General features: G+C 72.4%; 15 protein-coding genes and 1 riboswitch. Of the genes, 9 read left to right on the top strand and 6 right to left on the bottom strand.

Annotation, left to right across the window (positions count from 1 at the left end; all coding sequences use genetic code 11):
* The coding region (locus QZX64_RS00985; RefSeq protein WP_295656221.1) for a class I SAM-dependent methyltransferase at positions 1 to 923 on the top strand (923 nt) is incomplete at its 5' end.
* On the opposite strand, the gene pdxY is transcribed toward QZX64_RS00985, so the two are convergent.
* Both pdxY and QZX64_RS00975 read right to left on the bottom strand, forming a co-directional pair.
* Positions 907 to 1,758 carry a pyridoxal kinase PdxY gene (pdxY, locus tag QZX64_RS00980; protein ID WP_295656220.1) on the bottom strand — a complete coding sequence of 284 codons (852 nt, stop codon included), beginning with the start codon at positions 1,756 to 1,758 and terminating at the stop codon, positions 907 to 909. The two genes, QZX64_RS00985 and pdxY, sit on opposite strands and share 17 nt — an antisense overlap.
* A 60-nt stretch (positions 1,759 to 1,818) precedes the next feature.
* Positions 1,819 to 2,508 carry a uracil-DNA glycosylase gene (locus tag QZX64_RS00975; protein WP_295656218.1) on the bottom strand — a complete coding sequence of 230 codons (690 nt, stop codon included), beginning with the start codon at positions 2,506 to 2,508 and terminating at the stop codon, positions 1,819 to 1,821.
* A gap of 30 nt (positions 2,509 to 2,538) precedes the next feature.
* On the opposite strand from QZX64_RS00975, the gene QZX64_RS00970 reads away from it, so the two are divergent.
* Entirely contained in the window at positions 2,539 to 2,949 is a 411-nt protein-coding gene (locus tag QZX64_RS00970; protein ID WP_295656215.1) for an MmcQ/YjbR family DNA-binding protein, read from the top strand.
* 94 nt (positions 2,950 to 3,043) lie between these two features.
* Here QZX64_RS00970 and QZX64_RS00965 read toward each other — a convergent pair whose 3' ends face one another.
* On the bottom strand, positions 3,044 to 4,240 hold the full coding sequence (locus tag QZX64_RS00965; RefSeq protein ID WP_295656213.1) for an alpha/beta hydrolase: 1,197 nt from the start codon (positions 4,238 to 4,240) through the stop codon (positions 3,044 to 3,046).
* Positions 4,241 to 4,328: 88 nt separating this feature from the next.
* Here QZX64_RS00965 and QZX64_RS00960 point away from each other — a divergent pair, with 88 nt between their 5' ends.
* Positions 4,329 to 5,879 (top strand): FMN-binding glutamate synthase family protein, encoded by a 1,551-nt coding sequence (locus QZX64_RS00960; protein ID WP_295656212.1) that lies wholly within the window; start codon positions 4,329 to 4,331, stop codon positions 5,877 to 5,879.
* Here the strand turns inward: QZX64_RS00960 and QZX64_RS00955 are convergent, their stop codons facing one another.
* The gene (locus QZX64_RS00955) at positions 5,880 to 7,319 is read right to left on the bottom strand and encodes a trehalose-6-phosphate synthase (RefSeq protein WP_295656210.1); all 1,440 of its coding nucleotides are present in this window, start codon (positions 7,317 to 7,319) and stop codon (positions 5,880 to 5,882) included.
* A 48-nt stretch (positions 7,320 to 7,367) separates the two neighbouring features.
* A complete protein-coding gene (locus QZX64_RS00950; protein WP_295656209.1) occupies positions 7,368 to 8,375 on the bottom strand; it encodes a Gfo/Idh/MocA family protein in 1,008 nt (335 codons plus the stop codon).
* 114 nt (positions 8,376 to 8,489) lie between these two features.
* On the opposite strand from QZX64_RS00950, the gene QZX64_RS00945 reads away from it, so the two are divergent.
* The 6 genes from QZX64_RS00945 (at position 8,490) to QZX64_RS00920 (ending at position 12,276) form a co-directional block, all read left to right on the top strand.
* The gene (locus tag QZX64_RS00945) at positions 8,490 to 8,798 is read left to right on the top strand and encodes a DUF3263 domain-containing protein (protein ID WP_295656208.1); all 309 of its coding nucleotides are present in this window, start codon (positions 8,490 to 8,492) and stop codon (positions 8,796 to 8,798) included.
* Position 8,799: 1 nt separating this feature from the next.
* Positions 8,800 to 9,300, top strand: a complete 501-nt coding sequence (locus QZX64_RS00940; RefSeq protein ID WP_295656207.1) for a LytR C-terminal domain-containing protein — start codon at positions 8,800 to 8,802, stop codon at positions 9,298 to 9,300.
* A gap of 33 nt (positions 9,301 to 9,333) precedes the next feature.
* Complete coding sequence (gene otsB, locus QZX64_RS00935; protein ID WP_295656205.1) at positions 9,334 to 10,176, top strand: trehalose-phosphatase; 843 nt, start codon at positions 9,334 to 9,336, stop codon at positions 10,174 to 10,176.
* 82 nt (positions 10,177 to 10,258) lie between these two features.
* Positions 10,259 to 10,381: riboswitch (SAM riboswitch) on the top strand.
* Positions 10,382 to 10,391: 10 nt separating this feature from the next.
* Positions 10,392 to 11,663: a threonine synthase gene (thrC, locus tag QZX64_RS00930; RefSeq protein WP_295656204.1), complete on the top strand. Its 1,272-nt coding sequence runs from the start codon at positions 10,392 to 10,394 to the stop codon at positions 11,661 to 11,663.
* Between the two features lie 31 nt (positions 11,664 to 11,694).
* Positions 11,695 to 11,973, top strand: coding sequence for a MoaD/ThiS family protein (locus QZX64_RS00925; protein ID WP_295656203.1), 279 nt, complete (start codon positions 11,695 to 11,697; stop codon positions 11,971 to 11,973).
* Positions 11,974 to 12,114: 141 nt separating this feature from the next.
* A complete protein-coding gene (locus QZX64_RS00920; RefSeq protein WP_295656202.1) occupies positions 12,115 to 12,276 on the top strand; it encodes a hypothetical protein in 162 nt (53 codons plus the stop codon).
* A 9-nt stretch (positions 12,277 to 12,285) separates the two neighbouring features.
* Here the strand turns inward: QZX64_RS00920 and QZX64_RS00915 are convergent.
* Positions 12,286 to 12,488: hypothetical protein (locus QZX64_RS00915; RefSeq protein WP_295656201.1), on the bottom strand; the 203-nt coding region annotated here is incomplete at its 5' end.

The following is a 12,488-nucleotide window of genomic DNA, read 5'->3' as shown; positions in this document are numbered from 1 at the left end:
CGAGCCGCCAGTCACCGAGCCACCAGTCATCGATCCACCAGCACCCGCTCGCCTACCTCCTCGGCCTCGAGGGCGTGGCGCTGCTGCGGGCCTTTGCCGGCGAGCACGACCGCTCGTTCACGCAGGCCCGGATCGCGGAGGTCCGCCGCCTCCTCGACCGTGCCGGCGACCTCGGCGAGGGGGTCGAGGTGCCGCTGGTCGCGATGGACGCCGGCTACGACGCCTGGGCGCCGTCGTACGACACTCCGGACAACCCGTTCTTCGCGATGGACGAGGCGGTCGTGCTGCCGGTCCTCGACACGATCCCCGCAGGCGACGCGGTGGACGCGATGTGCGGCACCGGGCGGTACGCCGCTCACCTGGCCGCGCGTGGCCACCGCGTGCGGGGGTACGACGTCTCGCCGGGCATGCTCGAGATCGCGCGGACCAAGCTGCCGGAGGCCGAGCTCGGCGTCGCCGACGTGACGGCGCTCCCGGTGCCGGACGCGAGTGCGGACGTCATGGTGATCGCACTGGCGATCAACCACGTCGAGCACCTCGGGCCGGTGTTCGCCGAGGCGTCCCGGGTGCTGCGTCCGGGCGGGCACCTGCTGGTGTCGTCGATGGCCGGCTACTTCGCCGGCTCGCGGCTGAGCCCCCTGCTGGCCCTCGACGAGCACGGCCGGATCGGCTACCTGCCGGAGTGGAACCACACGACGGGCGAGCAGCTCCGTGCCGCGCTGGCGGCCGGGTTCACGGTCCGGGCCTGCGAGGAGCTCGTCGGCGAGGTGCCGCCCGACGAGAACGCCGGCGAGCCGGAGCTGCCCGAGCCGGGGCTGCCGATGACCATCTGGCAGCTGCACCGGTGGGTGCCGGCCGCTGCGCACGCCGTGCGGGACGACCGGGTGGCCCTCACGGTGTGGCACCTCACCGCACCTGCGTGACCTCGAACTGCATGCGCGGCTCCGCGAACGTGTGCTGCGACTCGATCAGGCGCAGCTCGCGCTCGCCGGAGTCGAGGGTGTTCTGGAGGAGGTCGAAGACGCTGGAGGTGGTGCGGGCCAGGGCGTCGGCGGGGGAGCCGGTCTCGTGCAGGTGGGCGGTGAAGAGCGCCGCGGTGACGTCGCCGGAGCCGTTGGCCTTGAACGGCAGGTACGGCGTCTGCGCCAGCCAGGCACCCTCGGCGGTGACCGCCATCATCTCGAGCGTGTCGGCCGGACGGTCCGGACGCTCGACCGAGGTGACGAGCACGGTCGAGGGCCCCATCGCCATCGCGGCGTCGGCCGCGTCCAGGGTCGACCCCAGGTCGTCCGGCTCGGTGCCGGTGAGGAAGCCGAGCTCGAACTGGTTGGGCGTGATCACGTCGGCCTTCGGCACGACGCGCTCGCGGATCACCGGCGGGATGGCGAGGTCGACGAAGCAGCCGGACTTGGCGTTGCCCATCACCGGGTCGCAGGTGTAGGTCGCGGCCGGGTTGGCGGCCTTCACCCGGGCCACCGCGTCGAGGATGACGTCGGCGATGCCCGCGCCGCCCTGGTAGCCCGACAGCACGGCGTCGACCTGGCCCAGCACGCCGCGCTCCTCGATGCCCGTGATCACCTCGCGCACGTCGTCGGGGGAGAGCAGCGGGCCCCTCCAGGCGCCGTACCCGGTGTGGTTGGAGAAGTGCACGGTGAAGACCGGCCACACCTCGTGACCCAGGCGCTGGAGGGGGAAGACGGCCGCGGAGTTGCCGACGTGGCCGTAGGCGACCGAGGACTGGATCGACAGGATCTTCACCTCCGCATTCTCGCACCTGCCGCGACCGCTCACCGCCGCGCCCGGTGGACCGTCGGCTGCTCAGTGGGGGAGCCGCCAGTCCACGGGTCCGGCGCCCTGGTCGGCGAGCAGCCGGTCGACCCGGCTGAAGGGCCGGGAGCCGAAGAAGCCGCGGCTCGCCGAGAGCGGTGAGGGATGCACGGAGTCCACCCAGGGGACCGGGCCCAGCACCGGCTTGAGCGACTGGGCGTCGCGGCCCCACAGGATCGCCGCGCAGGGGCCGCCGCGCCGGGCGAGCGCCGTGATCGCGCACTCGGTCACCTGCTCCCAGCCGCGACCGCGGTGCGACGCCGCCTCGCCCGGTCGCACGGTCAGGACCCGGTTGAGCAGCATGACGCCCTGGTCGGCCCAGCCGGTGAGGTCGCCGTGCGCGGGCGGCTCGATGCCGAGGTCGGTGCGCAGCTCGGCGTAGATGTTGGCGAGCGACCGCGGCACCGGGCGCACGTCCGGGGCCACGGCGAAGCTCAGCCCGATCGGGTGCCCGGGCGTCGGGTACGGGTCCTGCCCGACCACGAGGACGCGTACGTCGGCCAGCGGGCGCTGGAACGCACGGAAGACCGCCTCGCCCGCCGGCAGGTAGCGCCGGCCCGCCGCGAGCTCCTCGCGCAGGAACCGCCCCATCGCCTCGATGCGGTCGTCGACGGGCGCGAGGGCCTCGGCCCAGTCGGGTGCCACGAGTCCACGATCGACGAGTCCGGCCAGCGCTCCCATGCCGGGAGTCTGACGCACTACCGTCGGGGCATGGCGCGCAGGGCGACGGTGGAGGACGTGCACGAGGTCGCCCGTGCCCTGCCCAGCGTGAAGCTGGCCGAGGGAGGCCGCGCGGTCTACCAGGTCTCCGGGCGCAGCTTCGTCTTCTTCCGCACACCGCGACCAGACGCCGTCGACCCCGAGACCGGTGAGCGGTACGACGACGTCATCTGCCTGTGGGTGGAGTCCGAGGAGGCGAAGCGGGCCCTCGTGGACGACGACTCGACGCCGTACTTCACCACGCCGCACTTCGACGGCCACCCGTCGGTGCTGCTGCGCGCCTCCCGGATAGCCGAGCTGGACGTCGACGAGGTGACCGAGATGGTGCAGGACGCGTGGCTGTCGCGGGCCTCGCGGACGGCCGCGCGGAACTGGCTGGCCGAGCGCGGGCTGCCGGGATAGTCAGGCGCGGAACGGCTGCCGGGAGGCGCGTACGACGACCAGATCGCGCCTGACTACCCCGGCACGGGCCGCGGCGACCACCGCTCACCAGGTGTCAGCGCTCGGGGTCGCGCGGGCCCCCGGCCCGCTTCGTGGGCGCCTTCTTCGTCGGCGCCTTCCTCGCAGCTGCCTTCTTGGCGGCGGCCTTCCGCGCGGGCCCGGTCGGCGGCTGCACCTCCGGCCGCGACGACCACTCGTCGAGCCAGTCGTCCAGCACCTGCCACGTCGTGCCGCGCGCCGCGCGCCCGGTCAGCATGCCGAGGTGTCCGCCGGGGACGACCTCGAACCGCACCTCGCGGGCACCGGTCAGCAGCGGCAGCACGGCTCGCACCGACTCGATCGGGGCGATGGTGTCGTTGGCGCCACCGAAGACGATGACCGGCGCGGTGATCGCGGAGAGCGCGACGGTGCGGCCGTCGAGCTCGATGCTGCCGCCCGCGAGGCTGTTGGCCTTGAGGAAGCGGTGGTAGAGCTGCCCGAACGTGCGTCCCGGGTAGGCGGTCATCCGGGAGGTGAAGCGGTCGACGGCCTCGATCTGCGCCAGGAAGTCGCGGTCGTCGAGGTGGCCGGCCACGGTGAGCGGTCTGGTGACGAGCCTCTGGAACGACGTGCGCTCGAACGCCCACTGCACCAGCGGCTGCGGCGCACCGCCGATGGCCCGGTAGGCGCGGGAGACGAGGCCCCGGCTCTCCGGACCACGCGGCCCGAGCAACGGACGCGCCGGCGCGATGATCGGCACCGTGGTGGTGTCCAGGGGCGTCCCCAGCACACTGATGGAGGCGATCGGCAGGTCCGGCCGGTCGGCGGCGGCCAGCAGGGCGAAGATGCCGCCGAGGCTCCAGGCCACCACGTGCACGGGCCTTCCTCCCGCGTGGACCGAGACCTCGCGCACCGCGGTCGGCACCACCTCCTCGACCCAGGGCTCGATCCCGAGGTCGCGGTCGAAGGAGACCTGTCCGTACTCCACCAGGTACGTCGGGCGCCCCCGCGCGACCAGGTGCTGCACCAGCGAGCACCCCCGGCGCAGGTCGAAGGCCAGCGCCGGCGCGGCCAGCGGAGTGACCAGCAGGACCGGGTCGCCGGTCTCCACGGCGTGCGCCGCCGGCCGGTAGTGGTAGACCTCGCGCAGGTCGCCGTCGTCGATCATCGTCCGCGGCATGGGGCGCAGGTCCGCCACCCCGCCGTAGGCCGCGAGGTGTGCGGCGTTGCCCGCTGCGGAGACGACCTGACCGGGCGTGGGGATCAGATCCATGCCCCGAATCTAGTGCGGCCTCCCATTCCCGGTCAGCAATGGCGCAAGGGATGGTGACAACCGCGGCGCGGGCGACTAGACACGGGGGATGAGGTGGAGGAGCGCCGCCGGGCTGGCGGCCACGGCACTGGGTGGCGTGGCCGCCCACGACCTGGTCCAGAAGAGGCACGCGATCCTGCGCAACTTCCCCGTCGTGGGACACGCGCGGTTCTTCATCGAGCGCTTCGGCCCCGAGCTGCGGCAGTACATCGTGGCCAGCAACGACGAGGAGCGGCCGTTCACCCGCGACCAGCGGAGCTGGATCTACGCCAGCTCCAAGCTGGAGAACAACTACTTCGGCTTCGGCACCGACAACGACATGGAGCATGTCGCCGGCTACCCGATCATCAAGCACCGGACCTTCATGGGACCCGGCGCGACGACGGCTCCGCACGGCGACGAGCGGGTGCCCGTGCCCGCGGCCAAGGTCATGGGCAGCGCCCGCGGTCGCCGCCACGCCTTCCGTCCCGGCTCGGTCGTCAACGTCTCCGGCATGAGCTTCGGCTCGCTGTCGGGGGCCGCCATCGAGGCGCTCAACCGGGGCGCCGCGCTCGCGGGGTCGCTGCAGAACACCGGGGAGGGTGCGCTGTCGCCGTACCACCGCAACGGCGGCGACCTCATCTTCCAGATCGGTACGTCCTACTTCGGGTGCCGCGACGACCAAGGGCGGTTCGACCTCGGCCGGCTCAAGGACCTCGTCGCGTCCGCACCCGTGCGCGCCGTCGAGATCAAGCTCAGCCAGGGCGCCAAGCCGGGACTCGGCGGCATGCTGCCCGGGGAGAAGGTGTCGGCCGAGATCGCGCAGATCCGCGGCATCCCCGAAGGGGTCGACTGTGCCTCGCCCAGCCGCCACGAGGTGTTTAACGACGTCGACTCGATGCTGGACTTCGTGGAGCTGGTGGCGACCGAGACCGGGCTGCCCGTGGGCATCAAGTCGGCGGTCGGCAACCTGGAGTTCTGGGACCAGCTGGTCACGGCGATGGCGCCGCGCGAGCGCGGCGTCGACTACGTCAGCATCGACGGCGGGGAGGGCGGCACCGGTGCGGCGCCGATGATCTTCGCCGACTCGGTCGCCTACCCGTTCCGGCTCGCCTTCAGCCAGGTCTACGCGCGCTTCGCCGCGGCCGGCCTCATCGACGACGTCACCTTCATCGGGGCCGGCAAGCTCGGGATCCCCGAGAACGCCGTGGTCGCCTTCGCCCTCGGCGCCGACATGGTCAACGTCGGCCGCGAGGCGATGATGGCGATCGGCTGCATCCAGGCGCAGAAGTGCCACACCGACCACTGCCCGGTCGGGGTCGCCACCCAGAACCCGCGCTACACCCGCGGTCTCGACCCCGACCTCAAGAGCGTGCGGGCCGGCAACTACCTCATCTCGCTGCGCCGCGACCTGCTCAAGGTCTCCGAGGCCGTGGGCGTCGTGCACCCCTCCCTGATCACCCCTGCGGACATCGACATCCTCGACGGCCAGTCGCGCCGGGTGGGCCTGGGTGAGCTGTACGGCTACCAGCCGGGCTGGGGACGGGTCTCCGAGCAGGTCGAGAAGGACATCTCCGCGATCATGTGCGGAGACCTCGAGCCTCGCGAGGAGCCCGCCTGATCAGGACCTCCGCGCCGGGCGCACGGTCTTGCCGTGCGACTCCCGCACCTGGGAGAGCTCGCGGAGGAACTCGTCGGCCCACGCCTTGACGTCGTGCTCGACGACGGTCCTGCGCATCGCCTTCATCCGCTTGCGGCGCTCCCTGTCGGTCGAGCGGTGCGCGTCGACCAGGGCCTGCTTCATGCCGTTGATGTCGTAGGGGTTCACCAGCCACGCCTGGCGCAGCTCGTTGGCCGCGCCGGCGAACTCCGAGAGCACGAGCGCCCCGTCGCCGTCGAAGCGGCAGGCGACGTACTCCTTGGCGACGAGGTTCATGCCGTCGCGGAACGGCGTCACCACCATCACGTCGGCAGCCCGGTAGAGCGCCGCCATCTCCTCCTTGGGATAGGAGGAGTGCAGGTAGGAGATGACCGGCTTGCCGATCTCGCCGAGGTCGCCGTTGACCTGGCCGACCAGCTGCTCGATCTCCTCGCGGATGAGGATGTACTGCTCGACGCGCTCCCGCGAGGGGGTCGCCACCTGCACGAACACCGAGTCCTCGACGTCGAGGTCGCCGTCGCGCACCAGCTCGCTGTAGGCGCGCAGCCGGGCGTAGATGCCCTTGGTGTAGTCGAGCCGGTCGATGCCGAGGAACAGCGTCGCGGGGTTGCCGAGCGCCTCGCGGATCTCGGCGGCCCGGGCGGCGACGCTCTCGGAGCGGGCGAGCTCCTCGAAGCCCTCGGTGTCGATCGAGATGGGGTACGCCGCGGCGCGCACGGTGCGCTCGTCGGGGAGGTAGACGAGGTCGCGGTGCGTCTTGTGGCCGACGCGCTGGCGGACGAGGCGGATGAAGTTCCCCGCTCCGCCGGCGAGCTGGAAGCCCACGACGTCGGCCCCGAGCAGGCCCTGGAGGATCTGGCGGCGCCACGGCAGCTGCTGGAAGAGCTCGCCGGGCGGGAAGGGGATGTGCAGGTAGAAGCCGATGCGGAGGTCGGGGCGCAGCTCGCGCAGCATCTGCGGGACGAGCTGGAGCTGGTAGTCGTGCACCCAGACCATCGCGCCCTCGGCCGCCACCGAGGCGGCCTTGGTGGCGAACCGCTCGTTGACCACGACGTAGGCGTCCCACCACTCCCGGTGGAACTCCGGCTTGGCGACGACGTCGTGGTAGAGCGGCCACAGGGTGCCGTTGGAGAAGCCCTCGTAGAACTCCTCGACCTCCGAGGCGCTCAGGTGCACGGGCACCAGCGACATGCCGTCCTCGACGAACGGCTCGAGCTCGTCGTCGGTGCCACCGGGCCAGCCGATCCAGGCGCCGTCGTTCTGGCGGAGCACGGGCTCCAGCGCGCTGACGAGGCCCCCGGGGGAGCGGCGCCAGCTCGCGTTGCCGTCGTCGTCGGTCACCCGGTCGACGGGCAGGCGGTTGGCCACGATGACGAGGTCGGCCTGCCCGGATGCGCTCACGCCGTCACCCTAGTGGGCGCGCACGCTCTCCGACCCCACCCCCACCGGTCATCCTTCGACGGGGTACCGCACGCCGATCTGGGCCCGCAGCTCGTCCATCTGCCGCATCAGCGCGAGCGTCTGCCGGTGCGGGACGAGCGGGCTCTCGCGCAGTCCCTCCCGCACGCAGCGCACCACCTCGGCCGCCTCGTTGCCGAGCCCGGAGCCGATCAGCTCACCCACCGGCTCGATCTGCTCGGGGTCGCCGTCGGTGGGCAGCCACCTGGCCCCGGTCGGGTGGTGGAACGTGCCGTCGAGCTCGATGCGGCCGAGGTCGGTGGCGACCCACGCGCTGCGCCTGGAGTCCGAGGTCATGGTCGCGGTCAGCGCGGCGACCGCTCCACCGGCGTACCGGCCCACGATGGCGACGTCACGGTCGACGCCACGCCCGTCGAGGTCGGCGACGGCGCGGACCTCCTGCGCCTCGCCCAGCACCAGGTGGGCGAAGGTGAGGGGGTAGACCCCCATGTCGAGCAGGACGCCGCCGCCGAGGTCCGGGTCGAGCAGCCGGTCGGTGGGAGGCCGCTCGACCTTGAACCCGATGTCGGCGTGCACCGAGCGCGGGGTCCCGAACCGGCCGGCCGCCACGCCGTCGCGCACGGCCCGCACGAGCGGGTGGCAGGCCATCCACATCGCCTCCATGAGGAAGCGGTCGTGGCGTCGCGAGAGGTCGACCATCTCCTGCGCCTGGGCGGCGTTGAGGGTCAGCGGCTTCTCGCAGAGCACGTGCTTGCCGGCCTCGAGGGCGAGCCGCGCGCCCGCGAGGTGCATCGAGTGCGGCGTGGCCACGTAGACGACGTCCACGTCGGGGTCGGCCGCCAGGGCGGCGTACGACGGGTGCGCGCGGCACCCGCTGTGGCCGGTGTGCTCGTGCGCGAAGGCGTCGGCGGACTCCTGGCTGCGCGAGCCGACCGCAGAGATCACCGCCCCGGGCGTGAGCAGGAGGTCGCGGGCGAAGGCCCGGGCGATGCCTCCGGTGGCGAGGATGCCGAAGCGGACGGGCTCGGGGGGCGTCATGGCCCATCAGCCTAGGACGTGTGCCCGACTCGCCGGAGGCGAATGACATCCGTGTCGTTCGTCGCCTACGATGGGGCAAGCACACACGCTCGGCAACCGGGGAGAGAGACCGACATGGACGCTGCCAACGCCCTCGGGGGCGCACTCCACGGCGAGGCGGCCGACGAGTCCGGCGGCCTGAGCGCCCGCGATCGGGAGATCCTGGAGTTCGAGCGCCACTGGTGGAAGTACGCCGGCGCCAAGGAGCAGGCGGTGCGCGAGAAGTTCGACATGTCCTCGACCCGCTACTACCAGGTCCTCAACGCCCTGATCGACCGCGACGAGGCGCTGGCGGCCGACCCGCTGCTGGTCCGGCGCCTGCGTCGGCTGCGCTCCCAGCGGCAGCGCCAGCGCTCCGCCCGTCGCCTCGGCTTCGAGGTCTGAGGTGCGCACCCGAGACGAGCGCGGCCTCGCCGTGCCCTCCCCGCTGGTGATGCTCAGCATCATCGCGGTCGCGATGGCGGCCATCGCCTTCGTCGCCACCCGGGACCAGCCCTCCCACGAGGTGCGCATCGAGCCGGCCGGCTCGAGCGAGACCGTCGCCGCGACGCCGTCGGCCCCGCCCGTGGTGGAGCCGCCCGTGGTGGAGCCGACCAAGGAGCCGAAGCCGCCGGTCGAGCGCGCCGAGGTCATGGTCGAGGTCTTCAACAACTCCGGGATCCTGGGCCTGGCCAGCGCCACCGGCGAGAAGGCCGTCGCCGCCGGCTGGCAGGTCGTCGGCACCGACAACTGGTACGGCACCGTCCCGGCCTCCACGGTCTACTACGCGTCCGGACGCCTCAAGGCCGCGGCCCGGCTGCTCGCCCTCGACCTCGGCATCGACCGGGTGCAGCCCGCCACCGAGGCGATGCGCCTCGATGCCCTGACCGTCGTCCTCACCGGCTGAGCGCGCCTGCCGCGGCCGTGACAGGCTGAGGGCATGGAGCTCACCTCCCCCGAGGCCCGCCGGCGCTACGACGCGGTCGTGGCGGTGGCCAAGGACACTGTGGTCGCGCTCGACTTCGACGGCACCCTGTCGCCCATCGTGGTCGACCCGGCCGAGGCGCACATCCACGACGAGGCGGCGGACGTGCTCGTCGACCTCGCCGAGGTCGTCCGCGCGATCGCGGTGGTCACCGGGCGCCCCGCCCGCCAGGCGCTCGCCCTCGGCGGGCTCGACGAGGTCGGTGACCGGATGAGCGGGAGCGGTCGTGAGCTCTACCTGTTCGGGCAGTACGGCAACGAGCGCTGGTCCTCGACCAACCGCCGCGTGATCTCGCCCCGCCCGCCGCACGGCCTCAGCTCCTTCCTGCGCGAGCTGCCGGGGATCCTGCGCCGCGCCGGCACCCCGGAGGCCTACGTCGAGGAGAAGGGCCTGGCGGTCGCCGTGCACACGCGCCGGCTGGCCGACCCGGAGGCCGCCTTCGAGCGGCTCCTGCCGATGCTGCGCGACGCCGCCTCGCGCAACGACCTGATGATCGAGCCGGGGCGGCTGGTCGCCGAGGTGCGCGCCCCCGGCATGCACAAGGGCATCGCGGTGCACACCCTGGTCGAGGAGCTCGGCGCGACCGGCTTCGTCTTCGGCGGCGACGACCGCGGCGACCTCGAGGCGTTCGCGGCCGTGGCCGAGCTGCGCGCGGCCGGCCTGGCCACGTTGCTGGTGTGCGCGGAGGACCCCGGTGCCGAGGGCCCCGAGGAGCTGCTCGAGCTCGCCGACATCGTCGTACCCGGCCCCGACGGGGTGCTCGCCCTGCTGCGGCAGCTGCACGCCGACGCCCGCTGATCCGCGCCGGCCGGGCGTGCCCGGCACGACCAGCATGCGGACCCGGTGTGCACATCGTGAGACGCCCACCTAGTCTGGTGCCAGCTCATCGAGAGGGACTGAGGGAACGGCCCGTCGACGTCCCGGCAACCGCCGCGTACCTCCAATTCGCGGAAGTGGTGCTAATTCCGGCCCGCGGCGAGGTCCGTCGTGGGGCAGATGAGAAGGAGGAATCCTTGAGCGCCCCCACCGTCGAGAAGACGTCCACCGGCCCCCGCGAAGGCGCGTTCGGCAACGCCACGGGCCTGTCCTGCCGCGAGTGCGGCCACCGCGTCGGGCTCGGGCCGCACTACGCGTGCCCCGAGTGCTTCGGACCCCTGGAGATCGCCTACGCGTTCCCGGCGATCACCCGCGAGCAGATCGAGGCCGGCCCGGCCAACATCTGGCGCTACAAGGCGCTGCTGCCGGTGCCCGAGGACATCGAGCAGAGCCCCAACATGGAGCCCGGCTTCACCCGTCTGCTGAAGGCCCACAACCTCGGCCGCGAGCTCGGCATCGACAACCTCTGGGTCAAGGACGACAGCACGAACCCCACCAACTCGTTCAAGGACCGTGTCGTCGCGTGCGCGCTCAGCGCCGCGCGCGAGCTCGGTGCGAAGGTGTTCGCGTGTCCGAGCACGGGCAACCTCGCCAACGCCGTGGCCGCTGCCGGCGCGCGCGCCGGCATCAAGACCGTGGTCTTCATCCCCAGCAACCTCGAGCAGCCCAAGCAGGTCAACTCGGCCGTCTACACCGACTCGCTGGTCGCCGTGAACGGCAACTACGACGACGTCAACAAGCTCGCCTCCGAGATCGCCGGCGAGGAGGAGGGCTGGGCGTTCGTCAACGTCAACGTCCGCCCGTACTACGCCGAGGGCTCCAAGACGCTCGGCTACGAGATCGCCGAGCAGCTCGGCTGGCGGCTGCCCGACCAGATCGTCATCCCGGTGGCGTCGGGCTCCCAGCTGACCAAGGTGCACAAGGCGTTCCAGGAGCTGATCCGGCTCGGCCTCGTCGAGGACAAGCCCTACAAGGTGTACGGCGCGCAGGCGACCGGCTGCTCGCCGGTCTCGGTGGCCTACAAGGCGGGCGTCGACGCGATCCGCCCGGTCAAGCCCGACACCATCGCCAAGAGCCTGGCCATCGGCAACCCGGCCGACGGCATCTACGTCCTCGACATCTGCCGCGAGAGCGGCGGTGCGGTCGAGGACATCTCCGACGACGAGGTCCGCGAGGCGATCGTGCTGCTGGCCCGCACGGAGGGCATCTTCACCGAGACCGCGGGCGGCACCACCGTCGGCTGCCTCAAGAAGCTGGTCGAGAGCGGACAGCTCGACACCAGCCTCGAGACCGTCGTCATCAACACCGGCCACGGCCTGAAGACCCTGGACGCCGTCTCCGACCGGGTCGGCGCCGCGGTGACCATCGAGCCGTCGTACGCCGCGTTCGTCGCGACCGGCATCGCCTGAGCCCAGCCACCCACGACCCGAGAGGGACACCATGAGCGTGAGCGTCCGCATCCCCACCATCCTGCGCACCTACACCGGTGGCGAGTCCGAGGTCTCGGCCGAGGGCGCCACGCTCGCGGAGGTGCTCGACCACCTCGACGCGTCGTACGCCGGCATCAAGGGCCGCATCCTCGACGAGGCCGGCCAGCTGCGCCGGTTCGTCAACGTGTACGTCGGCAACGACGACGTGCGCTTCCTCGACAACCTCGAGACGGTCACCCCCGACGGCGCGCAGGTCTCGGTCATCCCGGCGGTGGCCGGCGGGGCCTGATCCCGACGGCCCGCTCGGCCCATCATCACCCACACCCCGAGCCCTGGGAGGGCATCGACATCCGCCGCCTCGACCACCTCATCTCGCACATGGTGCTCACCGGGGGCTGACCGCTGCCCGGCGTCGGCCTATCGTGGAGCCATGGCCGAGACCCCGCAAGCGCCCGAGCCCGACGTCGGCGACATGTTCGACACAGGCCCCGACGGCACGCGCACCTGCCGCGTGTGCGGATCCCTGGTCAACGAGCTCGGCGAGTACCCCCGGGCCCACTGGGACTGGCACGAGGCCTCGAACGGCGCCTGAGGCGACCGCTCAGGCGCCCTGCCCCAGCGGCTCGATGTCGCCGTTGTCCACCAGCTCCTGGAGGGCCGCGGTGCAGCCGGCCTGCCACCGGCCGTCGGCGTCCTCGTAGGACACCACGGCCTCTCCGCCGCACGCCTCGTCGCCCTCGGCGTGGTGCGTGCAGAGCCCCTGGGCAGCGCGGGAGCCGGCCTCGTGCAGGTCCTGGTCATACG

It is taken from the genome of uncultured Nocardioides sp. (assembly GCF_902805925.1).
Taxonomy (GTDB): domain Bacteria; phylum Actinomycetota; class Actinomycetes; order Propionibacteriales; family Nocardioidaceae; genus Nocardioides.
This window is presented reverse-complemented; position numbering and strand designations above follow the sequence as displayed.

Bases quoted from the DNA above. Each gene is read 5' to 3' on its own strand.
- QZX64_RS00920 (WP_295656202.1), top strand. From the start codon at position 12,115: ATGGCCGAGACCCCGCAAGCGCCCGAGCCCGACGTCGGCGACATGTTC.
- QZX64_RS00960 (WP_295656212.1), top strand. From the start codon at position 4,329: ATGAGGTGGAGGAGCGCCGCCGGGCTGGCGGCCACGGCACTGGGTGGC.
- QZX64_RS00945 (WP_295656208.1), top strand. From the start codon at position 8,490: ATGGACGCTGCCAACGCCCTCGGGGGCGCACTCCACGGCGAGGCGGCC.
- otsB (WP_295656205.1), top strand. From the start codon at position 9,334: ATGGAGCTCACCTCCCCCGAGGCCCGCCGGCGCTACGACGCGGTCGTG.
- QZX64_RS00925 (WP_295656203.1), top strand. From the start codon at position 11,695: ATGAGCGTGAGCGTCCGCATCCCCACCATCCTGCGCACCTACACCGGT.
- QZX64_RS00965 (WP_295656213.1), bottom strand. From the start codon at position 4,240: ATGGATCTGATCCCCACGCCCGGTCAGGTCGTCTCCGCAGCGGGCAAC.
- QZX64_RS00950 (WP_295656209.1), bottom strand. From the start codon at position 8,375: ATGACGCCCCCCGAGCCCGTCCGCTTCGGCATCCTCGCCACCGGAGGC.
- QZX64_RS00970 (WP_295656215.1), top strand. From the start codon at position 2,539: ATGGCGCGCAGGGCGACGGTGGAGGACGTGCACGAGGTCGCCCGTGCC.
- QZX64_RS00975 (WP_295656218.1), bottom strand. From the start codon at position 2,508: ATGGGAGCGCTGGCCGGACTCGTCGATCGTGGACTCGTGGCACCCGAC.